The organism is Sphingopyxis sp. GW821-FHT12C06, from assembly GCF_058807415.1.
On sequence record NZ_JBXAQR010000005.1, the window covers coordinates 320298 to 343809 of the forward strand.

Below are 23512 nucleotides of genomic sequence, written 5' to 3' on the forward strand. Positions count from 1 at the left end.
TTAGGGGAGTAGCGCCCCCACCGCCTGCTTGATCATCGCCACCGCCGCCTCGGCGCCAAAGCTCGCGGCGTCGAGCGACAGTTCGAGCCACAGTCCGTCGACCATCGCGGTCAGCATGATCGCCAGCCGCGTCGCATCGACGGGCGAGACCCCGCAAGCGATCAGCAAGTCGCCGAGTCGCGCGCGATAACCGGCATAGCTGTCGGCATGGATCGCAGCCATCCGCGCATCGCTGCGCGCCAGCGCCCAGAAGGCCGTCCACGCGCCAAGCAACTCAGGATCGGTCACCGGCGGACGAAAGCTCGCTCCGAGATAAGCGGAGAGCCGCGCGCGCGGATCGGACCCCGCGCCCGCAACCGCCTCGGCGAAAATCGCATCCATCCGGTCGCTCGTCGCTTCGTACGTCGCGGCGATCAGATCGTCGATTCCCGCGAAATAATGGCGCAGCAGCCCCGGCGAGACCCCGGCGCGCGCGCAGATCGCGCGGACATTGGTGCCTGCCAGCCCCTCTTCGGCGAGGCACGCCGCCGCCGCGCCCAACAGCGCGGTACGGCGGGCGTCAGCGCTTTCGCGCGTAAAGGCTTGGCGGGCGGGCTGCATATTGTTATACATATGTACAACAAGGATGGGCATATGGCAACGGCACCGATTCTCGCACCCGACAGCGACCCGCAAAGCGGCTGGTCGCTGCCTGCATGGACCTACAGCGATCCCGAATTTCATGCCGTTGAAATCGAACGCATCTTTCTCCCGAGCTGGCAGGTCGTATGCCACGATAGCGACATTCCGAACACGGGCGACTGGCACAGCATCGACTATATCGGCGAGAGCGTCATCGTCGTGCGCGGCGCCGATCGCGTCGTCCGCGCCTTCACCAATGTCTGCCGCCATCGCGGCTCGAGGCTGGTCGACGGCGCGGCGGGCTGCGCGAAAAAGCTCGTCTGCCCCTATCACGCCTGGACCTACGACCTCGACGGCCGGCTGACGGGCGTCCCCGATTCGGCAAGCTATCCGACGCTCGACAAGGGCAAGGCGGGGCTGGTGCCCGTTGATATCGAAAGCTGGCGCGGTTTCTGGTTCGTCCGCCTCGCCGATGATGGCGGCCCCTCGGTCGCCGCCATGATGGCGCCCTATGAAGCACAGATCGAACCTTATCGTTTCGAAGAACTCGGCGCGCTCGGCCGCGTCACTCTCCGCCCGCGCGAGGTGAACTGGAAGAATGTCGGCGACAATTATTCCGACGGCCTCCACATCCCCATCGCCCACCCTGGGCTGACGCGCCTGTTCGGCAAAAGCTATGGCGTCGAGGCAGAGGACAATGTCGATCGCATGTGGGGCGATCTGATCGACCGGCCGTCGGTCAACTGGTCCGAACGCATGTATCAGCGCTTGCTGCCGCCGGTCCCGCATCTGCCCGAGGAAAACCAGCGACACTGGCTCTATTTCAAGCTCTGGCCCAATGTCGCCTTCGACATCTACCCCGATCAGGTCGACTTCATGCAATGGCTTCCGGTCAGCCCGACCAGCTGCCTGATCCGCGAGATCAGCTATGTCCTCCCCGATGCCTATAGCGGAGAATGGCGCCGCGAGATGAAGGCCGCGCGCTACCTCAACTGGCGCATCAACCGTCAGGTCAATGCCGAGGACACCGCGCTCATCAACCGCGTCCAGCAGGGGATGGCGTCGCAAAGCTTCACCATGGGGCCGCTCAGCGACAAGGAAGTCTGCCTCAACCATTTCTGCTCGCGGATGCGCGACATCATCCCCGAGGCGCGGCTGGAACATGCCCCGACGCCGGGGTGGAGCCGCAAATGATATTCCAAAACCCGTTCGCATCGAGCGAAGTCGAGATGCCCATCGGGGGGGTATGCCTTCCCGGTGTCTCGCCTTCGCTCGACACGAACGGAGACGGTTGTGGCTGACACTCTACCGGTCCTTATCGTCGGCGGCGGCCCTGCGGGCATGGTCGCCGGACTGCTCTTCGCGCGCGCCGGGGTTCCCGTCACCATCCTCGAAAAGCACGCCGACTTCCTCCGCGATTTCCGCGGCGACACGGTGCATCCCTCGACCCTCGAACTCTTCCACGAAATCGGATTGCTCGAGGAACTGCTCGACGAACCGCACGCGGCGATCGACACGATGACGCTCAACCTGCTCGGCGCGCCCTATACGATCGCGACGATGAAGCATCTGCCCGTCGCCGCGCCCTTCGTCGCGATGATGCCGCAATGGGATCTGCTCGATTTCATCGCGGGGCAGGGCAGGAAATATCCGACATTTGACCTGCGGATGTCGACCGAAGCGACCGGGTTGACCTGTGACGCGGCGAACCGCGTCAGCGGGGTGACACTGGCGAGCGGTGAGGCGCTGCCCGCGCGGCTCGTCATCGCCGCCGACGGGCGCCGCTCGATCTTGCGCGACGCCGCCGAATTGCCGCTCGAGGATCTTGGCGCGCCGATGGACGTGCTGTGGTTCCGGATCCCGGTCCCCGCAGGCAAATCCGCATCGGAGGTGGCGCTCGGCACCATCGACAAGGGCGGCATGGTCGTCGCGATCCCGCGCGGTGACTATTGGCAATGCGCGCAGATTATCGAAAAGGGCGGCTTCGCTCCGATCGAAGCGCGCGGGGTCGGGGCTTTCCGCGACAGGGTCGTCGAAATCGCCCCGGGCCTTGCCGCCGGAATTGAAGCGATTGCCAGCTTCGACGATGTGAAACTTCTCTCGGTGGCGCTCGACCGGCTGACGCGCTGGTCGCGCCCCGGATTGCTCGCGATCGGCGATGCCGCGCACGCAATGTCGCCCGTCGGCGGGGTCGGCATCAACCTTGCGGTGCAGGATGCCGTCGCCGCCGCCAATATCCTCGCCGCACCGCTCGCCGCCGGCGCCGATCCCGATCCGCTGCTCGCCAGGGTACAGGAACGCCGCTGGAAGCCGACGACGCGGATGCAGGGGCTCCAGCGTTTCGCACACCGGAATGTCATCGAACCGATGCTGCTTGGGCAGATTACCCGTGTCCCGCTCGCCGTCCGCCTGCTCGACCGTTTCCCGCTGCTCCGCCGCATCCCCGGCCGTATCCTCGGCCTCGGCTTCGGTCGCCAGCACGTCGAATCCCCACTCGCCAAGGAATATCCATGACCAAAGCCTATGACGCCCTGATTATCGGCGCCGGCCACAACGGCCTCGTCTGTGCTTTCTATCTCGCGCGAGCGGGCCTCAAGGTGCGGATCGTCGAGGCGCGCGATATCGTCGGCGGCGCCGCGGTGACCGAGGAATTTCATCCCGGCTTCCGCAATTCGGTCGCCAGCTACACCGTCAGCCTGCTCCAGCCCAAGGTGATCGCCGACATGAAGCTCGTCGATCATGGCTACCGCGTCATCGAGCGCCCGATCAGCAATTTCTTGCCGCAGGAGGATGGAAGCTATCTGAAACTCGGCGGCGGGCTCGAACGCACCCAAAAGGAATTTGCCCGCTTCTCGGCTCACGACGCCGCGCGCCTCCCCGAATATTATGACATGCTGGAGGGCGTCGCCGATGTGCTGCGCGACCTCGCGCTTAAATCGCCGCCGAACGTCGGCGACGGCTTCAAGACGTTGCTCGACGCGGCGCGACAGGGGCGGGGGCTCACCAGGCTCAGCCTGTCGCAGCAGCGCGACGTGCTCGAGCTCTTCACCAAATCGGCGCGCACCTTCCTCGACAGCTGGTTCGAAAGCGAGGCGGTCAAGGCGGCGTTCGGCTTCGACGCGGTGGTCGGCAATTATGCCAGCCCCGACACCCCGGGCAGCGCTTACGTTCTCCTCCACCACGTCTTCGGCGAAGTGAATGGCAAGAAAGGCGCGTGGGGCCACAGCGTCGGCGGCATGGGCGCGATCACGCAGATGATGGCGAAGGTCTGCACCCAGCTCGGCGTCGAAATCAGCCTCGAAACGCCGGTGTCGCGCGTGCTCGTCGACGGCGGCAAGGCGGTCGGCGTCAAACTGGCGAGCGGTGAGGAAATCGCCGCCGACCGCGTCATCGCCAATGTCGGGCCGAAATTGCTCTACGAACGCATGTTTGATGAAGGCGACATTGCGCCCGAATTCCAGCGCCGGATCAAAGCCTTCAAGGCAGGCAGCGGCACCTTCCGCATGAATGTCGCGCTCAGCGAACTGCCCAAATTCACCTGCCTCCCCGAACCCGGCGAGCATCACCAGTCGGGAATCATCCTCGCCCCGACGCTCGACTATATGGACCGCGCCTTCCTCGACGCGAAGCAATATGGCTGGTCGAAGAAACCGATCGTCGAAATGCTCATCCCCTCGACCGTCGACGACAGCCTCGCTCCCCCGGGCCAGCATGTTGCCAGCCTCTTCTGCCAGCAATTCGCGCCCGAGCTTCCCGATGGCCGCGATTGGGATGCCGAGGAGGGCGCCGCCGCCGACTGCATCATCGACACCGTCGAGCAACATGCCCCCGGCTTCCGCGCATCGATCCTCGGCCGCCAGATTCTCAGCCCCAAAGGGCTCGAACGCAAATTCGGGCTCGTCGGCGGCGATATCATGCACGGCAATATGAGCCTCGACCAGCTCTGGTCGGCGCGCCCCGTGCTCGGCAACGGCGCCTATCGCGGGCCGCTCAAGGGCCTCTATATGTGCGGCGCGGGCACGCACCCCGGCGGCGGCGTGACTGGCGCGCCGGGGCATAATGCCGCGCAGATCATTCTGCGCGACCGGGGGTTTTTCGCTCCCCGGTGGCGCTAAGACCGATCAGCCGAAGACGTCCTGCGCGCCGCCCCCCTTCGGATCGTCGCCAAAACGGTTCGCTCCCTTCGTGCCTTCGAGGCACATGAAGACGAACACGATGATGCCGCCGATATAGGGAATAAAGCTCAGCAGATAGAACCAGCCGCTCTTGTCCTGATCGTGAAAGCGCCGCACCGATACCGCAATGCTGGGGATAAAGAAGATCAGAATATAGGCGATCAGGAATACCCAAAGCAGGACCGGTGGTCCTGCGGTCAGGTCGCTGATCGCGAAAATAATGCCCATCGGAACCAGAACGACGATCAGCTGAAACAGCGCGAACATCCAATATTCCTTGCGCCGCGACCGCCCGGTGAAATCGGCGTAGCGCTTCAACGGCATCAACATCCATTCCATGACTTTGCCCCTTCTTTGATCGAACGCCGGCAAGTCTGAAACCCGATGTTCCGAATAGCAATAGGCAATCGTTTCGCTACGGAAATGCCAGAAAATTCAGCCGACTGCGATCGGGCCGGTCAGGATGGGGCTGCCAACCTCCGCCGCATCACCAGATAGATGGGCAGGCCTGCGGCGGTCATTGCAATGCTCCACAGGCTCGCCTCCCACCCGGCACCATAAAAGGCCCAGCAGCTGTAAGCGAAGGCGAGGATCGTCAGTGCAATGAAGGCCGACGAGGTCTTGAGCGCGCCATCATATTCGAGTTTCAGCGCCGCGAGCGCGCCCGCGATATAGAAAATGATCGCGGTCGTGGTGGTGACCAGCACCATGAAGCTGAACAGTTCAGCCAGCCCGCGCGAATAATTGGCATAGACGATGACGCTCGCGAGGCCACTCGACACGATCTGCGTCACCCACGGCGCGGCGAAGCGGTTGTCGCGCGCGAAAATGGGGGGCAGCAGGCGGCGGTGCGCGAGGTCGCGCGGGATTTCGCCCTGCAACAGGACAAAACCGTTGAGCGCGCCCAGCGCGGCGATCGCGGCGAACAGCGCGACGCCTTGCCCCGCCGACGGGCTGACCAGCATTGCGAAATAGGTAGCGTAGGAAGCGTTCGAATGTTCGAGCGTATCGAGTGGCAGCAGCAAGGTCACCGTCGTGCATGATAAAAGATAGAGAAGCCCGGTCGCCGCCGCCGCGATCATCGTCGCGCGCGGGATCGTCGTTTCGGGGTCGCGCACGCGGTCGCCGACGACGCAGCTGCTTTCAAAACCGAGCAGCGCGAACAGGGTGAGCGTCGCGGCGCTGCCTACCCCCGACAGGCTGACCGGCTGCGTCCCCGCCATCGATGCCGTCGGCGCATCGCCCGTCCCCCACAGCCAGAGCGCGACGAGCACCGCGCCGACGACGGGGATCAGCTTGAGCCCGAGTGTCAGCAATTGCGCGCCGCCCGCACGCCGCACACCGAGCAGATTGACGAAGGTGAAGAACCAGATACACCCGATCGCGATCAGCGCCGGCCCCGCGCCGCCTGCGCCGAGCGCCGGGGCGAGGATCGACAGGTTGGAAATCGCCGCCACCGCGAGCGTCGCGACGACGGTCCAGCAACTGATCCAGTAACTCCACGCAACGATAAATCCGGTGCCGGGGCCGAACGCCGCAGCGGCATAGGTGAAGGTCGCGCTGCCGCCCGGCAATTTTCTGGCCAGCCGTGAAAGAACCGCGGCGAGACACAGCGTCCCGGTGATCGACACCCCCCAGCCGATCACCGCATTCCAGCCGAGCGGAGCAAGGTCGCGCGGGAGCAGGAACACCCCCGATCCGATCATATTGCCCATGCCCAGTGCGACGCACATCAAAAGGCCGAGCTTTTGGCCCGGCCTTTCGGTTGTGATGGTGGTTGCGGTCAACGGGCTAGAACTTGGTTCCGGCGCGCAGCCCGATCGTTTGCGGCCGGTTCACCAATATCTGCACCCGGCTGTTGCACTGGCCACAGTTGGAAAAGCGTGCCAGTTCGGCGCGTTCGTCGAAGGCATTTTCGAGGAACATTTCGAGGCTGTATTTGCCGAAATCATAGCCCACCGCAAAATCGACCGTCGTTGATCCGCTGATCCGGCCAAGGTCCGTCGCCTGTTCCACCCTGATGTCAGCGCTGGCCGAACTGCGATGCGCGATAACCGATTGGAAGTGCATCTCGCCCGACCCGACCGGGAAGGCATAGCGCAGCGTTGCATTGGCGTTGAATTTCGGGGTAATTGGAAGGCGCGTGCCCGCCTGCGCGGCGATCGAATTGCCCGGCCCGGTACAGGTGAACGTCGGATCGTCGAATGCGCACAAATTGTTGCGCGTCTTGGCATCGGTATAGGATGCCGCAGCGGTGATCGTCAGTCCTTCGGTCGGGCGGACATTGATATCGGCCTCGATACCGCGAATGCGGGCGTTGGGGCCGTTGTGGATTTCGGTAAAACTATTTTCGCCGAGGAAGGAGAATTGGAATTTCTTCCAGTCCTGCTGGTATATCGCCGCGTTCAACCGCACCATTCCGTCGGCAAAGGTCGATTTGATCCCCAGTTCGTAATTGGTCAGGAAGTCGGCAACATAGGGGGCGACGGTCGACCGCCGGTTGATGCCGCCCGGACGGAAGCCGCGCGACCAGGTCGCATAGGTCATCAGATCCTCGGTCGGTTTCCACGTCAGGTTCAACTTGTGCGTGAAACCGTCATCCTTGATCCGCTTTGGAACCAGCTTGCCGTCCACATAATCGGCCAGATTGGTGCAGGGTCCGCCGGGAACGGCAGCGGGAAGCAGCGTCAACGAGCTGCTGTAGGTCTCGCTGTCTGCGTCGTACAGCCGTTCCCCTGCCGTCGTGAAACATTGGGCGACGCCGGTGCGGTTGCTGTTGGCGCCATTGGGGGGCGAATCGGAAAATCCATTGCCCGGATTGCGGCCAAATCCGAAGAATCCGATCAGGCTGTTGTCATATTTGAAATAGCGCCCGCCGCCGGTCAGCGTCAGATTCGGCAATATGTCGAAACTCGCCTCACCGAACGCCGCATAATCCTTGTCGACGCGCTTTTGCTCTGTCAGCCACAGCGTCCCGGGCCTGCCGTTCACCGACAGCACGTCGGCCAGCCCGGGGACCCTGTAATCCTGATGGATCGCATTGCTTTGGCGCTGATAAAACAGCCCTGCGACGACGCGGAAGCGTTCGTCCTGCGGCGACGCGATGCGGAACTCCTGGCTCATCTTGCGGAAATGGTCGGTGCCGATGATGAACTGGCGCGGATCAATTGTATTGCCGGTATTGTCCTTGAAAGAGTAATATTCTGCCAACCCGCCATAGTCGGCATAGAGGGCGTCATAAGCTTCGGCATAATCGGTGTAGTCGTTGATCTGATAGGCTTTGCGATCGAGATAGGCGCCGGCATAGGTGACGTCGAAATTGCCCAGCTTGCCCTCGATCGTCAGCGCCGCCTGGATGAAGCGGTCGCTGCGGTTGTCGGGATAGAAACGCTGGACCTGCAAATCGCCAACACGCGGATCCTGCGCGAAGGTACCGTGGCTGGTCTGCTTCTGGTACAGCACGGTCGGGGTTACCGTCCAATTATCGTCGAGATCGACCTTCAGCGCGGCGCGGCCGCCATAGACCTCGCTGTCGTTGAAATTCTTTTTGACGAATGCGTCATTGTCGACGGAGATTCCGCCCGGCGTCGGCAGGAAGCTGCGCGTTCCCGCCACATTGTCGATGTAACCGGCGTTGTGCTGATACCAGCCGACCACGCGCAGCGCGGCCATCTCGCTGATCGGGAGATTGACCATGCCTTCCAGCCGGCCGCCGATATCACCGCTTTTGACGCTGTTGATCTCGCCATCGACGCGGCCTTCGAAACCGGCCGTGCTCGGCTTGTTGGTGATGATGCGGATCGTGCCGGCTTGCGACGACGCGCCGTATAGTGTGCCCTGCGGCCCGGCGAGCGATTCGATGCGCGCGATGTCATAGACATGGATGTCGAGCGTGCCGCCGATGGTCGTGACCGGCTGCTCGTCGAGATAGACGCCGACGCTGGGCAGCGAACCCGAATGATTGCCGTCGCCGCCGCTGGCGACGCCGCGCATATAGACGGTGGTGACCCCCGGCTGGCTCGACTGAAACGAGACGCTGGGGAGCAGTTTCGAGAAATCCTCGAAATTGGTGACGTTGAGCTGGTCGAGCTTGCGGGTGCCCAGTGCCTGGATGCTGATCGGCACATTTTGCAGATTCTCTTCGCGCTTTTGCGCGGTGACGACGATCTCCTCGTCATAACTCCTTCCGGGGGGCTCCTGTGCCATCAGTGGGAGAGGGGCCAGAACACTGCCCGACAGCGACGCCAAAAGCAGTGCGCGGCAAGAAAAACGGACCGACATAAAAGTCTCCCCCCTGATGGTCGCGCGCCGCTGGTCATGGCGGCGCCGATGAGGGAGTTTTCTACAGTTCCATGGCGTCGTCAATCGAGCCGAGGGGATTATGCCGCCGAACCGGCGGTTTCAAGGGCACTATGACAAAATTGCCACAATGGGTTCAGGGAATGGCCGGATATTGCGCCAATACTGGCCCCAGCGCGTCTTTCAGCGGCTGCAACTGTGCCTCCATCGCGCGCCATTGCCCGACCCCGTCGCTGTTGATCGGCCGCCGCACCTGTTCCGAACTCGCGGTGCGCACCGCGCGGTCATTGGCATAGAAATGCAGACACGCCTCTTCAAAGGGCAGTCCGAGATATTCGAGCAGCGCGCGCACCTCAGTTTCCAGATCGGCGATCAGCCGTTCGTGAATCACCCGGTGGATGCGCCCCGGCAGCACCGTATCGAAATGGCCCAGCAGATCGGCATAATCGGCATAATATTGCCCCATGTCGGTCAGACTGTAGCTGAACGCTTGGCCGCGCGCGAAATGCTGTTTGAAGTTGGAGAAACAGCAATCCATTGGATGGCGCCGTGCATCGATGATCTTGGCATGCGGCAGGATCAGCTGGATGAAGCCGATGTGCAGCCAGTTGTTGGGCAGTTTGTCGATATAGAAGGGCTTGGCGCTTTTGCGCTGGATGTTGGTATCGCGCAAAAAAAGCTCGCCCAACGCCCGCGCGCCGGCAGCGCTCAGTTGCGCAATCCCGCCCTGGTTCCGCGCCTTTGCGGCCAGCTTGGGAATGTCGGGCAGTTCCATCGTGCCCTCGACCATCGAATGGCTCGCCAATATCTGTTCGATCAACGTCGACCCGGCGCGCGGCATGCCGATGATGAAGATCGGGTCGGGGGCGTCGGCGCCAAAATCGCGCCGCGCCTCGAAAAATTCGCGGGTGTAGAGCGATTTGGCATGATCCACTGCGGCGTGCGTCTGCTTGGCGTCATAGGGGAGCAGCGCTTTGCGCTGCGCATTTCCCTTCGCATAGTGGCGAAACGCGGTTTCGGCCTGCCGCCTGTCGTCATGCGCCTTGCCGAGCGCGAAATGGAGGTGGAAACGGTCCTCCGGGCTGATGTCGTCCCGGTCCAGCGCCGACAGCATCGCCGCGATATCGGTGTCGTCGAAGGCGACGGTCTTGAGGTTGGCGAGGCTCCACCACACTTCGCCCAGCGCCGGTGCGAGCGTGAGCGCGTGGCGATAGGCGGCGACGGCGTCGGCCTGCCGCCCCACGGTCTTGAGCATATGGCCATAAGACATCCAGATCCTGGGCTGTTTGCCCAGGCTCGCCAGAACCTGCTCATAAAGTTCCAGCGCCTCGTCAAACTCGCCGACCCGGCCCAGCGCGGCGGCTTTCAGATTGGCGTTCGACATATTGCCGGGATCGAGCTGTTGCAGCTGCTCCAGTTCGATCACGGCTTCGGCCGACCGTCCCTGGCGGTGAAGGATGGTCGCCAGATTGGATCGCGCCGCGAGAAAGTCCGGTGCGATCTCGAGCGCGCGCCGCAACAGATTCTCGCTGTCGCGATAGCGCTCGATCCTTGCCGCCAGTTCGGCGAGCATACGGATCGCGGCGACGTCGAAGGGATCGCGTTTCAATTGCGCTTTCAGCAGCGGCTCGGCCTCGTGCAGTCGGCCGTCGTGAAGCGCCAGGGCCGCTGCCATCATGTGCGGATTTGCCAATCCCTGCGCGATGGATTTGCGGACCTGGTCGGACACGCCGCGATCAGCCCTTTGCCGCCCGCGCCTTGGCCACCGCCTCGCGCAGCCCGGCGTAGCCGATCTGGCCCTGCATTAACTGGTCGCCGATGATCCAGGTCGGGGTGGCGTTCAGCTGCAACTGGGTCGCGATGGCGAGGTTGCTGTCGAGCTCGCGCTGGAACAGCGCCTCGTTCGCGGTCGCGTCGGCGCTGCCGTCGGTGACGACCCCTGCGCGCTCGGCGGCCGCGGCGATGCCGGCCTTGTCAAGCGATCCCGCTGCAAACATCGCGTGGTGGAAGGCGTCATATTTGCCCTGGCGTGCGGCGGCGAGGGCCATCAGCGCGGCATCGCGGCTTTGCGGCGCGATAATCGGCAGTTCGCGGAACACGACCTTGACGCGCTTGTCCTCACGGATCAGCCGGTCGACATCGGGAACGCTCGCGCGGCAGAAACCGCAGGCATAGTCGGTGAAGACGACCAGAGTCACATCGCCGTCGGCATTGCCCGCCCATGCACCGGCATAGGGCTTTTCCAGCGCGGGTCGGATCGCGTCGATCGCCTTCGCCATTTCCTTGCCGCGCTGGGCTTCCAGCGCTTCGGGAATGACCTGGGGATTGGCGTGGATATAGTCGGCGACGATCGTTTCGACCTCGCTCTTGCTCATCCCGCCGCCGAAACGCCCGCCGAGCCAGAAGACCATACCGAGCAGCGCGAGGCCGGCGATTCCGACCAGCCATTTGCGCGATGCTCCGCCGTCCATTTCCATTCCTTTGATCTGCGGCAGGCGCGGGGCGGCCATCGCCTTGGCGCTTGCCGGTTTTTTTGTGGCTGCCGGGGGCACATGCGGCGACCGGTCGTCGCTTTCGACCGCCGCGTGCGGCGTCGGTGTGGCCATCATGGGGAGCTCGCCCGCAAACAGCGGCAGGTCGGGCGCGGTGGAGCGTTCGACTGCTTGCTCCGCCGCTTCCTCGCGCGCCAGCAATTGCGCGAGCCCCGACGGCGGCGGGGGCAAATCCTCGTGCGGGGTCGGCAGCAATTTTGTCGCGGCGTCGCCGATGCTGTCGCGCAGACTTTCGCTGCCCGCCCGCGCGGCCTGACCGATCCCGGCCTTGGTCTTGCCGGCGACTTCGCCCAGCCCGCGGCCGGCTTCGCTCGAAATTTTGGCGACCTTGTCGCCCAACGCCATTTTCTCCCACGCCTCGCCGCTGGCGGCGGCAGCGGCGCGCCCGGCGCGGGCCGAGCCGCTGCCGATCGTGCGCGCGGTGCGCGCGGCGAGAATGCCGCTGCGTTGCGCGAGGTCGCGCGACCGGCGTGGAATTTCCATCGCTTCCACGCGCGCGGGGATGTCTGCACGCTCGCCGACGCGGATCGTCCAATCGGCAAAAGCTTCGCTTGCGGTGCGGATGGTTTGCCACAGATTCGCGGCGCCAGCCTTTAATGCTTCGGGCTTCACCAGCGGCGGGCGCGGCGCTTCGTCACGCGCGGGGTAGCGCGCCAGATCGATGCCGACCGGCGGGGCATCTTTCGGCTTGGCCAGGCCTTCGCTCGCCATGGGACGCTGGGCGTCACGCGGCAGCGGTGTTTCCGCCTGGTCGTCGCGCAGCCACGGCTGGTAATAATCGTCGTTCTTGTTGGTCACTTGTCGCCCTTGCGCATCTCGGATTTGCGATGCCTGTTCCGTATTCTGCTTGAATCTAACGCCGTTTGCGCTCGCGTTCCACTTCGACGCGAGCGACCAACGAAATATCCTGTGCACGAATCCAGTCGGGCGACCCCTCGGGCAGGCCCTGCATCGCGGTTTCGGCATTACGCAGTGCAAGTGACGCCTGTCCACCCATGAGTTGGTAGCGTTCGGCCGAGGCGAGCGCGGCGCGCGGTTGATCGCCCTTGTTCGCATAGACGATGCCAAGCTGATACCAAGCGAAGGGGTTCTGGTTGTCGAGCGCGACCGCGGTCTTGAGCACCTCTTCGGCCTCCGCAAAATTGGCGGGGTCTTCAGTCGCGATCAGCGCATGGCCCAGCGTCGCGCTGATCAGTGGCTGCGACCGCGAAATCGTCACCGCCTTGCGCAGCGCCGGAATGGCTTCCTTGGGGCGCCCGGATTCGAGCAGGATCTGGCCTTCGAGTTCGAGGAAATAGGGGTCGTTCGGATTGGTCGCGAGCAGCCCTTCGACCTCGGTCAGCGCCTTTTGCGGATAGGCGCTCCTATGCCAGGCATAGGCGCGGGCATAGCGCGCCGGGACGCTGCTGTTGCTCTCGGGGAATTTGCGCAGCGTCCGATCGGGGTCGGCCATGAAACCCGAAAGCTTGGCCTTCACGCGCTGGAATCGCTTTTCGATTTCGGGGTCGGCGGGCTTGGTCCACGCCGGATCGATGACATAGACCTCGCGCAGTGCCTGAATGCGGTCGCCCGACATCGGGTGGGTGCGGCCATAGGCCTGATCATCGTCCTGTTTGACCCCGTAACGAAATTCCAGATTCTGCAATTTCTTGAAAAAGGCCAGGCTGCCGCGGCCGCTGATCCCGGCTTTTGAAAGATATTGTGAGCCCGCAGCGTCGGCGGTCGATTCCTGGACGCGGGTAAAGGCGAGGAATTTTCCGAGCGCGGCCTGTTGGCCCGCCATCATGACGCCCATGCCGGCCTCGCCCGCGCCCGCGGCAATCGCCGCGGCGCCCAGCAGCAGGCTGAGCAGCGAGATGCCGGTTGCGGTCTTGGCGCCCTCGTTGACGCGGATCGCATGGCCGCCCATTACATGGCCCAGTTCGTGGGCGAGCACCCCCTGCACCTCTTCGGCGCTGTCGGCGGCCTCGATCAGCCCGCTGAAGACATAAATATCCTGGCTGCCGGCGACAAAGGCGTTGATGCTGGGGTCGCCGAGCAGGTGGACGCGGACCTGGCCGCGCTGGAGCCCCGCCGCCTCGGTTAGCGGGTCCATCATATCCTGTAACAAGACTTCGGTTTCGGCGTCGCGCAGGATCGATTGCGCCATGGCCGGGCGCAACGCAATCGCGAGCATCGCCAGTAAAGTCAGGGTGATGCGGAAAAACACGCTCGTCCGGCGCGCGATAGATGGTGGGGGAGAAATCATCTCCCGCTGTCTTGCGCCGCGCGCCTGAACCCCGACTGAAGCCATAGGGGCTTTGTGGGGTTCAGAACGCGCGGAAGCAAGGTTTGGCTTAATTTCCGAAAGTACGCTGCCACCAGCCACGGCGCGGTTCGCCGTCGGGACCGATGCCTTCGCCTTCAGCATCGCCATCGACGTTCGCCGGTTCGGCTTCGCGTTCGACGGCGGCTTCGGGCGCGGCTTCAGCGGCCACGGCTTTTTTGGCGCGGCTGGCGCGCTTCTTGGGTGCGGGCTTGGCCGGGGCTTCTTCGGGCGCGGCTTCGACGGCTTCGGCGGCCGCTTCGGCTTCGACCGCGACGGGTGCTTCTTCGGCGACCGCTTCAGCTTCGGCCTTGGCGGTGTCGGCCTTGGTCTTGCGCGGTGCACGCTTGCGCTTCGGCTTGTCGGCGGGCGCTTCTTCGCTGACCGGTTCGGCGGCTTCGGCTTCTACCGGTGCAGCGGCTTCGACCTCAACCCCGGCCTCGGGCTCGAGGGCCTCGACTTCGGTGCCAGCTTCGCCAGCGTCGGTCTTCGGCTTGCGACCGCGGCCACCACGGCGGCGACGCGGCTTGGCTTCGGCTTCCACCACTTCGGCTTCGCCCTCGGCATCCGTCTCGGCCGGAGCGGCCTCGGCGGTTTCGCCTTCGACACCCTCAGCATCGCCTTCGCTCTCGGCATCGCTGCCTTCGGCGATTTCATTGCCATCCTCGTCGCGGCGACCGCGGCGGCCACGGCGACGACGACGGCGGCGCTTGCGGCCTTCGCCATCGGTTTCGCTTTCCTCGCGCGCTTCACGCGGCTGGCGGGCGGGGCGTTCGGCAGCCTCTTCGGCTTCGGCTTCGGTTTCTTCTTCTTCCTCGTCGAAGAATTCCTCGTCCTCATCATCTTCGATCGGGGCGATCGGGGCGAAGCTGCGGCGCGCGACCGGCGGCGGACCGCTGACCTCGACCGCCATGCGTGCGCCCTCGGTCTCGCCGTCGGGCAGGATTTCGACCGTCACGCCGTAGAGTTCCTCGATCTCGCGCAGCTCGCGGCGCTTTTCGTTGAGGAGGTAGAAAGTCGCTTCCTGGCTCGCGCGCAACGTGATCCGGCTACCCTTGCCGCGTGCGGCTTCCTCCTCGATCAGGCGCAGCGCGCTGAGGCCTGCTGACGAAGCGGTGCGGACGAGGCCGGTGCCTTCGCAATGCGGGCACGGGCGCGTCGAGGCTTCGAGCACGCCGGTGCGCAGGCGCTGACGGCTCATCTCCATCAGGCCAAAGCCTGAAATGCGGCCGATCTGGATGCGCGCGCGGTCGTTCTTCAGCGCATCCTTCATCGCGCGCTCGACCTTGCGGACGTTCGAGCCATGATCCATGTCGATGAAGTCGATCACGACCAGCCCGGCCATGTCGCGCAGGCGCAACTGGCGCGCGATTTCGTGCGCGGCTTCCAAATTGGTGCTGACCGCAGTCTGTTCGATATTATGCTCGCGCGTCGACCTGCCCGAGTTGATGTCGATCGACACCAGGGCTTCGGTCGGGTTGATCACCAGATAACCGCCCGATTTCAGCTGGACGACAGGATTGAGCATCCCGGCCAGCTGATCCTCGACGCCGTAACGCTGATAGAGCGAGACCGGGTCGGCATATTGCTTCACGCGCCGCGCATGGCTCGGCATCAGCAACTTCATGAATTGCTTGGCGGCCTTGTAACCCTCGTCGCCCTCGACGAGGACTTCCTCGATATCCTTGTGATAAATATCGCGAATCGCGCGCTTCACCAGGTCGCTGTCCGAATGGATCAGCGCCGGGGCGCTCGATTCGAGCGTCTTTTCGCGAATCTCGTCCCAGACGCGGGCGAGATAGTCGAAGTCGCGTTTGATCTCGACCTTGGTGCGCGCCATGCCGGCGGTGCGGACGATGCAGCCCATCGTCGGCGGCAGGTTGAGCTCGTCGACCATCGCCTTCAGCTTGCGGCGATCGGCGCCGTTCGAAATCTTGCGGCTGATCCCGCCGCCGTGCATCGTGTTCGGCATCAGCACGCAATAGCGGCCGGCCAGCGACAAATAGGTGGTCAGCGCGGCGCCCTTGTTGCCACGTTCTTCCTTGACGACCTGGACCAGCATCACCTGGCGACGACGGATAACGTCCTGAATCTTGTAGCGGCGGCGCAGCGACATGCGGTTTTCACCATCGTCGTCGTCGCGGCGTCCGCGCCCGCGTCCACCGCCCTTGCGGTTATTGCCACGGCCGCGTCCACGGCCCCGGCGGTCGCCGCGGTCGTCCCCGGTTCCTTCTGAACCTTCTTCCGATCCTTCGGCACCCTCTTCGGTGTCGCCATTTTCAGAATCTCCATGGTCGTCGCCGTCGTGCCGGTCGTCATGATCGTCATCGCGATCGGCGCGGGCGTCGCCATTTTCGTCTTCGTCATGATATTCGACGTCGGCGACATCGCCTTCCAGCTCGTCGAGGTCTTCCTCGGCGCGCTGGGCTGCGGCTGCAGCATGCTCGGCCTCTTCGCGCAGCAATGCTTCGCGGTCTTCCTTCGGAATCTGGTAATAATCGGGGTGGATTTCGCTGAACGCCAAGAACCCGTGGCGGTTGCCGCCATATTCGACGAACGCCGCCTGCAGCGACGGTTCGACGCGGGTTACTTTGGCCAGATAGATATTGCCCTTGAGCTGCTTATGCTCGGCGGACTCGAAATCAAACTCCTCGATGCGGTTTCCCTTGGTGACGGCGACCCGGGTTTCTTCCCGGTGCCGCGCGTCGATCAACATGCGCGTGGTCATTATAAACACTCCAAGCGCGCCGTGGCGCGCCAGTTAAAAATCCCGCAAACGCCTTTGAGCAGCGGTCGCGGCGGAAAAGGGTGAAACGAAAAAAGACGTTATTGCCGCGTCCTGGCTGCGTCCGGCCACGCATATCTGCGTGATGGTCCGGTCCGCGCATGCGGTCTTCACGTCCAGCGACGGCCGGGGCGAAAGCGCCCGCGTCGCGGAGTGAAGAGAGCATGGCAAGCCACATGCGGCATCAACCTGTTACGGGATGAGCGGGCGGGCAGGGCGGGCGTAAGGCGAACGCCCCGACTGTCCGGTCAACCGGGTGGACTGGTGGCACATCGCCATTCCCCGCGTGTCCGGCACCAGGGCAGCCATGATCCGCAGATTCGCGGGTCAGGCCTTCCCCTCAAAAGGCCGGACGGCGCCGGGAACGACACCGCCAGTGGAGGCCGTGCTAGCATCGGCATCTCCCGACGGCAACCACAACCACCGTACAAAGATGGGTTGTACCACGGGTGTTGCAAGAAGCGCGCACCGTCAGCCATGCCGGATCGCCCGTGAGACTTGCCGCTTTGGGGTGATATGACCGGCTACATTCAAGGATGATTTCATTATGCTCTGCAGCCGCGCACGGGCTGTTTCTGATTATGCGCTGGACCATTGCCCGGCGGCAGCGGCATAGAGGCGGCATGAGCCTGCTGCTCGTCCTGATGGCGATGATGTCCCACCCCGCAGCGGCGCTCGCGGGACCCGTAGACGCGGTCGCGCTCCATGATTCGGGACGCTTCGCCGCCCGTCTTCGCATCGAGCGCCCGCCGCCGGTGCGGTTTCGCGCCAAACCGCCCGAAAAACGTTATAGCGTCACGGTTCCGATCGGCCGCGCGAAGCCAGCGTTGTCGCTGCCGAGGATCGAGGGCCCCGGCGACACGCGACTGCCGCTGGTCGTGATCGATGCGGGCCATGGCGGGCACGATCCGGGTGCGCTGTCGCCGCATAGTGGCAAGCGCGAAAAGGACATCACGCTGGCGCTCGCTCGTGCGATTCGCGATGACCTGGTCGCGTCAGGCCGCGTCCGCGTTGCGCTCACCCGTTCTGATGACCGCTATCTTCTGCTCGAGGAACGTTCGGGCATAGCGCGGCGGCTCCAGGCCGACCTGTTCCTTTCGATTCACGCCGATGCAGCAGAGAATGAAGAGGCGCGCGGCGCGTCCATCTATACCTTGTCCGAAACCGCCTCCGACCGCGAAGCGGCGCGGATCGCGGCGCGCGAGAATCGGGCGAATATCATCAATGGCGTCGATCTGGGCGCGCACAGCAGCGAGGTGTCGTCGATCCTCCTCGACCTCACCCAGCGCGAAACGATGAATCGCGCCTCCGATTTCGCCCGCTTGCTACAGCGCGAGGCTGCGGATGCGGTCACATTCCGCACCACCGCGCATCGCTTCGCCTCGTTCGTCGTGCTCAAGGCACCCGACACGCCGTCTATTCTGTTCGAAACCGGCTTTATTTCGAACAAGGAAGATGGCGAATTTCTCGCGTCGCCGGCGGGACAGAAAAAGGTGGCGCGCGGCGTACGCGAAGCGGTGCAAGTCCATTTTGCAAGGCGGATCGCGGCGCGTTAGGCCGCCTCTGCGTTTTGCCGGGAACGGGAGCGCTGCGGGCGCGCCTTTCCCATGCTGGCGCGGCGCGATTTTCCCGATTTGCGACGATTCGAAATAGTATAGTCTTGACTATCTTTCTTCATCCACCCACGCGTAGGCTTGTGGGCGACGAAGGAGAGTGGATTATATGCGTTGGAGCAATTGGTCGGGGAGTGTCGAGGCCACGGCACGGGTCGCCCGCCCGCGAAGTGAAGAGGAATTGGCGGGGCTGATCCGCGGCGCACGAAAGGTGCGCGCCACAGGGGCCGGACACAGTTTCATGCCTTTGTGCGAATCAGACGATACGATCGTCAGCCTCGACGATCTGCCCGGCGGCATCACGATCGCCGCCGATCGCCGTACTGCACGCATTCCTGCCGGGTGGAGCATCAAGCAACTGACGGCAGCGCTGTGGGACGAGGGCCTGGCGCTCGCCAATCAGGGTGACGTCAATCCGCAGTCACTGGCGGGCGCAATGGCGACCGGTACCCATGGGACGGGGGCGGCGCTGGGGTCGCTCGCGACCTTCGCTACGGGATATCAGCTGATCGGCGCCGACGGCGAGGCGCGCTGGTGCGACGCCCGGACCAACCCCGATTTGTTCGAAGCACAGCGCCTGTCGCTCGGCCTGTTCGGGGTCGCGACGGAGATCGAAACCGCGGTGGTCCCCGCCTATTATCTTGCTGAACGGCTCGAAAGGCGGCCGTGGGCTGAGATCCGCGAATGTTATGACGAGCTTGCCGACCAGCATCGGCATATCGAATTCTGGCTCTTTCCGCACAGCGACCAGGTGATTTTGAAGACGCTCACCCCGACCGATCCCTGCGATCCACCGCCGACCTCCACCGATATCGAGGAAACCGCCTTTCGTCGCGTGCTCGACATTGCGGCCAAGGCGCCCGCGCTCACTCCCTGGCTCCAGCGGGCGATGATGCGCACCCGCATCGAGGGCGAACGCAGCGGCCCCGCACACAATGTCTTTCCTTCCGAACGCACCGCGCGGTTCGAGGAGATGGAATATGAAGTGCCGCGCGCGGCGGGGCTCGCGGCGCTCGACGAAGTGATCAACTGGATCCGGCGCGGCCGCCTGCCGGTGACTTTTCCTTTCGAATATCGCACCGTCGCGGCGGACGATATCTGGATGAGCCCAATGAACGCGGGGCCCGTTGCCGCCATTTCGATGCACCAGTATAACAAGATGCCGTGGCAACAGCTGTTCACTGACGCCGAGGCGATTTTCCGCGCCCATCGCGGGCGTCCGCATTGGGCCAAGCGCCACACGCTGACCCGCGCCGATGTTGACACCCTCTACCCGATGGCCGAACGCTATCGCGCGGTTCGCCGCGCCGCCGATCCGGCCGGAAAATTCCTCAATCCCCATCTCGAGGCGTTGTTTTCATGAGTGACGATTTGACGCTGCATAACCATCTGATCGGCCGGCAGGGGAGCCGCGCCGACCTCAATACCCCGGCGCTGGTGCTCGATGTCGATGCAGTCGACCGCAATATTGCCCGGATGGCGCGCCTTGTGGCGGAGCGGGGTGTCCGGCTGCGCCCCCATGCCAAGACGCACAAAAGCGTCGATATCGCGAAGCGCCAGATTGTGGCGGGTTCGGTTGGCGTTTGCTGCGCCAAGATCGGTGAGGCGGAGGTGCTGGCCGATGGTGGCATTGCGGGGATATTGATCACTTCGCCCGTCGCCGCGCCGCGTGCGATCGAGCGGCTCGCGTTGCTGGCAAAGCGCGCGCGCGGCCTGATGGCGGTGGTTGATCATCCGCAGGTCGCGGCGCGAATCGACGCGGCGCTGGCAGCGGCCGATGTGCGGCTTGACGTCATCATCGACATTGACCCCGGCATTGCGCGCACCGGTGTGGCTTCGGCCGCAGCGGCTGTCGCGCTGGCGCAGGCGATCGCGGCCGCGCCGCGCCTCCGCTATCAGGGCGTCCAATTTTACTGCGGGTCGCAGCAGCATATCGAGGATTATGCCGAACGCCGTGCCGCCATCGTAGAGCGCACCGCCTATTTGAATGAGATCATCGCGGCGCTGACTGCTGCCGGGTTCGCGCCGTCGATCGTCACCGGATCGGGCACCGGGACGCACCATATCGACCTTGAACTCGGGACCTTCACCGAACTTCAGGCGGGCTCCTACGTGTTCATGGACAAGCAGTATCTCGACTGCGACCTGACCGGCGGCGGCGAGGCGCCGTTCGAAGTGTCGCTCGCGGTCGATGCGCGCGTTGTCAGCGCGAATCATTCGGGCCTCGTCACCATTGACGCCGGTTTCAAATCGCTGTCGACCGATGGCGGGGTGGCGGTGGTCCAGCGCGGCGCGCCTGAAACAGCCTTTTTTGCCTTCATGGGCGACGAACATGCGGCGCTGATCGCGCCCGATATCGGGACCCGGCTGCAACCCGGTGATCCGGTGAGTCTGACTGTGCCGCACTGCGACCCGACAGTGAATCTCTACGATCACTACCATGTCGTCGCTGCCGACACGCTGGTTGCGATCTGGCCGGTCAGCGCGCGCGGCCGGTCGCGCTGACGCGTCCAGCCGGGGGGAGTTGTGCCGCCCACCGCAACCATCTTCCCTTTCGGCGATACAGGCGATAGAGGCTTGGACATATGGTCGCCGACAGTCCGCCCGATTTCCGCTTGCGCCTGCGCCGCGACAGCAATGCCGTCCTTGGCTGGTTCCGCGACATGTGGACCCGGCGCTGGTTCCGATGGTTCGGCTATCTGGCGCTTTCGGGCCTGCTTGGCCTCTTTCTGATCTGGCTGATTTTCGCGCGCGACCTGCCTTCGGTCGATCAGCTGCGCGATTACGAACCGCCGCTGCCGACAATGGTTCGCGATGCGGAGGGCAAGCCGGTGCATGCCTATGCCCGCGAACGCCGCGTCCAGCTCGACTACAGCGAATATCCCAAGACGCTGGTCAATGCCTTCCTCTCGGCCGAGGACAAGACCTTCTTCAGTCATGGCGGGATCGACTATCCGGGTATCGCGAGCGCGATCATCACCAATGTGACCAACAGCGGCCGGCCGGTCGGCGCGTCCACGATCACCCAGCAGGTGGCAAAGAATCTGCTGCTCACCAACGAACTCAGCTATCGCCGCAAGGTTCGTGAGGCGATTCTCGCGATGCGCATCGAAAATGCGCTGACCAAGGAACAGATTCTCGAACTCTACCTCAACGAAATTCCGCTCGGCCGCCGCAGCTTCGGCGTCCAGGCCGCGGCGCGGGCCTATTTCGACAAGGATGTCGACCAGCTCGCGCTGCATGAAATGGCCTTTCTTGCCATCCTGCCCAAGGCGCCTGAAAAATATGGTCGTGCCCGTTTCGCGGACGAGGCGCTGGCGCGGCGCAATTTCGTTCTCGGCTCGATGGCGAGCAATGGCGCGATCACGGCGGCGCAGCGCGATGCCGCGCGCGCGATGCCGCTGGGGCTCACCGACAGCGGCAACCGCGCGGTCGCGCAGGTCGGCGGCTATTATATGGAAGAGGTGCGACGCCAGCTGATTGCCGAATTTGGTGAAACGGCCGAGAAGGGCCCGCATAGTGTCTATGCTGGCGGCCTTTGGGTGCGCACCCCCTATGACGCCAAAATGCAGGCCGCGGCGACCAATGCGCTGCGCCGCGGCCTCATCCGCTATGATGCGGGCAAGGGCTGGTCGGGGCCGATCGCGCGGATCGAGGCCGACGACCAGTGGGCGAGCCGTCTCGCCTCCAGCTTCATCGGCATCGACTATGACGGCTGGCGAATCGCCGCCGTGGTTTCCAAATCGCCCGGTGCGGCGCAGATCGGCTTTGCCGACGGCACGACCGGTACATTGCCCGCGGGCGCTGCGGCGCTGGGCTATCGCAAGACCGGCGGCAGCGCCTTTTCGGCAATGCGTCCCGGCGACCTGATCGCGGTCAAGGCGACCGGCGGCGGCAATTATGCGCTCAAGAATATTCCCGAGGTCTCGGGCGGCTTCATGGCCGAAAGCCCCCATTCGGGCCGTATCTATGCGATGCAGGGCGGCTTCGACGTCCGCCTCTCGCCGTTCAATCGCGCGACGCAGGCCGAACGCCAGCCGGGCTCGACGATCAAGCCGTTCGTCTATGCGACCGCGCTCGACAATGGCATGACCCCCGCGACCCTGATCGTCGACGGACCCTTCTGCGTCTATCAGGGCGCCAGCCTCGGCAACAAATGCTTCCGCAACTATGGCGGCGCGGGCGGTTCGGGTGAACATACGATGCGCTGGGGCCTCGAACAGTCGCGCAACCTGATGACGGTCAAGACCGCGAGCCAGGTCGGCATGGAACCGATCGTGGAAACGATCAAGACCATGGGCATCGGCAAACACGAGCCCTATCTCTCGACCGCGCTTGGTGCGGGCACGACGACGGTCGAAAAAATTACCAATGCCTTCGCGATGCTCGCCAACCATGGCCGCGAGCTCAAGCCGCGGGTGATCGACTATGCGCAGGACCGCCGCGGCAAAGTGATCTTTCCGAAGAATTGGAAGCCCTGCGACGGCTGCAACAAAAAGGATTGGGACGGCCGGCCGATGCCGCGTTTCGCCAAATCGGGCAAGCAGCTGATGGACCCCATGACCGCCTATCAGGTCGTCCATATGCTCGAAGGCGTCGTCCAGCGCGGCACCGCTGTGCGTCTGCGTGACCTCGGCGTGCCGCTGTTCGGAAAGACCGGCACGACCACGGGGCCGAACGATGTCTGGTTCGTCGGCGGGACCCCCAATGTCGTCGCGGGCGTTTATGTCGGGTTCGACCAGCCGCGGAACATGGGCGGCTATGCGCAAGGTGGCAGCATGGCGGCGCCGATCTTCAAGCAATTTTTCGAAGAATCGCTCGCCGACAGCCAGCCGGTTCCCTTCGTGGCGCCGAAGGGCGTGCGGATGGTGCGTATCGACCGCCAGTCGGGCCGACGCGTCTATGGCAGCTGGCCGGGCAGCGATCCCAAGGCGTCGATCATCTGGGAGGCTTTCAAGCCCGAAAGCGAGCCGCGCCGGACGATCCGCGAAGAGGAAATCAAGCCGATCAAGCCGACCCGGCGGCAGGACGCTCCCGTCCAGCAGGGCCCGGCGCGGCGTAGCGACAGCGATTTTCTGGAGGATCGCGGCGGCATCATCTGACCCGCCCGCATATCCTTCTTTCCAGTTTTCTTTCCTTGGCGGCCGACAAGCCCTAAGGGC

15 protein-coding genes are annotated in these 23512 nt (G+C 64.1%); 7 read left to right on the forward strand and 8 right to left on the reverse strand.

Annotation, left to right across the window (positions count from 1 at the left end; genetic code table 11):
- On the reverse strand, window positions 1–633 hold the full coding sequence (locus AC1RRJ_RS16780; protein ID WP_493124700.1) for a TetR/AcrR family transcriptional regulator: 633 nt from the start codon (window positions 631–633) through the stop codon (window positions 1–3).
- On the opposite strand from AC1RRJ_RS16780, the gene AC1RRJ_RS16785 reads away from it, so the two are divergent.
- The 3 genes from AC1RRJ_RS16785 to AC1RRJ_RS16795 all read left to right on the forward strand — a co-directional run bounded on the left by AC1RRJ_RS16785 (window position 634) and on the right by AC1RRJ_RS16795 (window position 4736).
- On the forward strand, window positions 634–1815 hold the full coding sequence (locus tag AC1RRJ_RS16785) for an aromatic ring-hydroxylating oxygenase subunit alpha (RefSeq protein WP_493124702.1): 1182 nt from the start codon (window positions 634–636) through the stop codon (window positions 1813–1815).
- A gap of 99 nt (window positions 1816–1914) precedes the next feature.
- Window positions 1915–3135 (forward strand): FAD-dependent oxidoreductase, encoded by a 1221-nt coding sequence (locus AC1RRJ_RS16790; protein ID WP_493124704.1) that lies wholly within the window; start codon window positions 1915–1917, stop codon window positions 3133–3135.
- Complete coding sequence (locus tag AC1RRJ_RS16795) at window positions 3132–4736, forward strand: phytoene desaturase family protein (RefSeq protein ID WP_493124706.1); 1605 nt, start codon at window positions 3132–3134, stop codon at window positions 4734–4736. The genes AC1RRJ_RS16790 and AC1RRJ_RS16795 overlap by 4 nt, the downstream gene beginning before the upstream one ends.
- Window positions 4737–4742: 6 nt before the next feature.
- Here AC1RRJ_RS16795 and AC1RRJ_RS16800 read toward each other — a convergent pair whose 3' ends face one another.
- From AC1RRJ_RS16800 to AC1RRJ_RS16830, 7 genes are all read right to left on the reverse strand, one after another.
- Window positions 4743–5135 carry a DUF805 domain-containing protein gene (locus AC1RRJ_RS16800; protein WP_493124708.1) on the reverse strand — a complete coding sequence of 131 codons (393 nt, stop codon included), beginning with the start codon at window positions 5133–5135 and terminating at the stop codon, window positions 4743–4745.
- A gap of 119 nt (window positions 5136–5254) precedes the next feature.
- Window positions 5255–6529, reverse strand: coding sequence for an APC family permease (locus tag AC1RRJ_RS16805; protein ID WP_493124969.1), 1275 nt, complete (start codon window positions 6527–6529; stop codon window positions 5255–5257).
- A 58-nt stretch (window positions 6530–6587) separates the two neighbouring features.
- Entirely contained in the window at window positions 6588–9002 is a 2415-nt protein-coding gene (locus AC1RRJ_RS16810) for a TonB-dependent receptor (protein WP_493124710.1), read from the reverse strand.
- Between the two features lie 229 nt (window positions 9003–9231).
- On the reverse strand, window positions 9232–10770 hold the full coding sequence (locus AC1RRJ_RS16815) for a tetratricopeptide repeat-containing sulfotransferase family protein (RefSeq protein ID WP_493124971.1): 1539 nt from the start codon (window positions 10768–10770) through the stop codon (window positions 9232–9234).
- A 61-nt stretch (window positions 10771–10831) separates the two neighbouring features.
- The gene (locus tag AC1RRJ_RS16820) at window positions 10832–12445 is read right to left on the reverse strand and encodes a DsbA family protein (RefSeq protein ID WP_493124712.1); all 1614 of its coding nucleotides are present in this window, start codon (window positions 12443–12445) and stop codon (window positions 10832–10834) included.
- 55 nt (window positions 12446–12500) lie between these two features.
- Complete coding sequence (locus tag AC1RRJ_RS16825; RefSeq protein WP_493124973.1) at window positions 12501–13895, reverse strand: M48 family metalloprotease; 1395 nt, start codon at window positions 13893–13895, stop codon at window positions 12501–12503.
- Window positions 13896–13983: 88 nt separating this feature from the next.
- Window positions 13984–16680, reverse strand: coding sequence for an Rne/Rng family ribonuclease (locus tag AC1RRJ_RS16830; RefSeq protein ID WP_493124714.1), 2697 nt, complete (start codon window positions 16678–16680; stop codon window positions 13984–13986).
- A 638-nt stretch (window positions 16681–17318) separates the two neighbouring features.
- Between AC1RRJ_RS16830 and AC1RRJ_RS16835 the strand changes: the two genes are divergently transcribed.
- The 4 genes from AC1RRJ_RS16835 (at window position 17319) to AC1RRJ_RS16850 (ending at window position 23452) form a co-directional block, all read left to right on the forward strand.
- Window positions 17319–18293 (forward strand): N-acetylmuramoyl-L-alanine amidase family protein, encoded by a 975-nt coding sequence (locus tag AC1RRJ_RS16835; protein ID WP_493124716.1) that lies wholly within the window; start codon window positions 17319–17321, stop codon window positions 18291–18293.
- Window positions 18294–18459: 166 nt separating this feature from the next.
- Entirely contained in the window at window positions 18460–19713 is a 1254-nt protein-coding gene (locus AC1RRJ_RS16840; RefSeq protein ID WP_493124718.1) for a D-arabinono-1,4-lactone oxidase, read from the forward strand.
- The gene (locus AC1RRJ_RS16845; RefSeq protein ID WP_493124720.1) at window positions 19710–20855 is read left to right on the forward strand and encodes a DSD1 family PLP-dependent enzyme; all 1146 of its coding nucleotides are present in this window, start codon (window positions 19710–19712) and stop codon (window positions 20853–20855) included. Before AC1RRJ_RS16840 ends, AC1RRJ_RS16845 begins: the two co-directional genes overlap by 4 nt.
- A gap of 80 nt (window positions 20856–20935) precedes the next feature.
- Window positions 20936–23452, forward strand: a complete 2517-nt coding sequence (locus AC1RRJ_RS16850; RefSeq protein WP_493124722.1) for a penicillin-binding protein 1A — start codon at window positions 20936–20938, stop codon at window positions 23450–23452.
- Window positions 23453–23512: the final 60 nt, after the last annotated feature.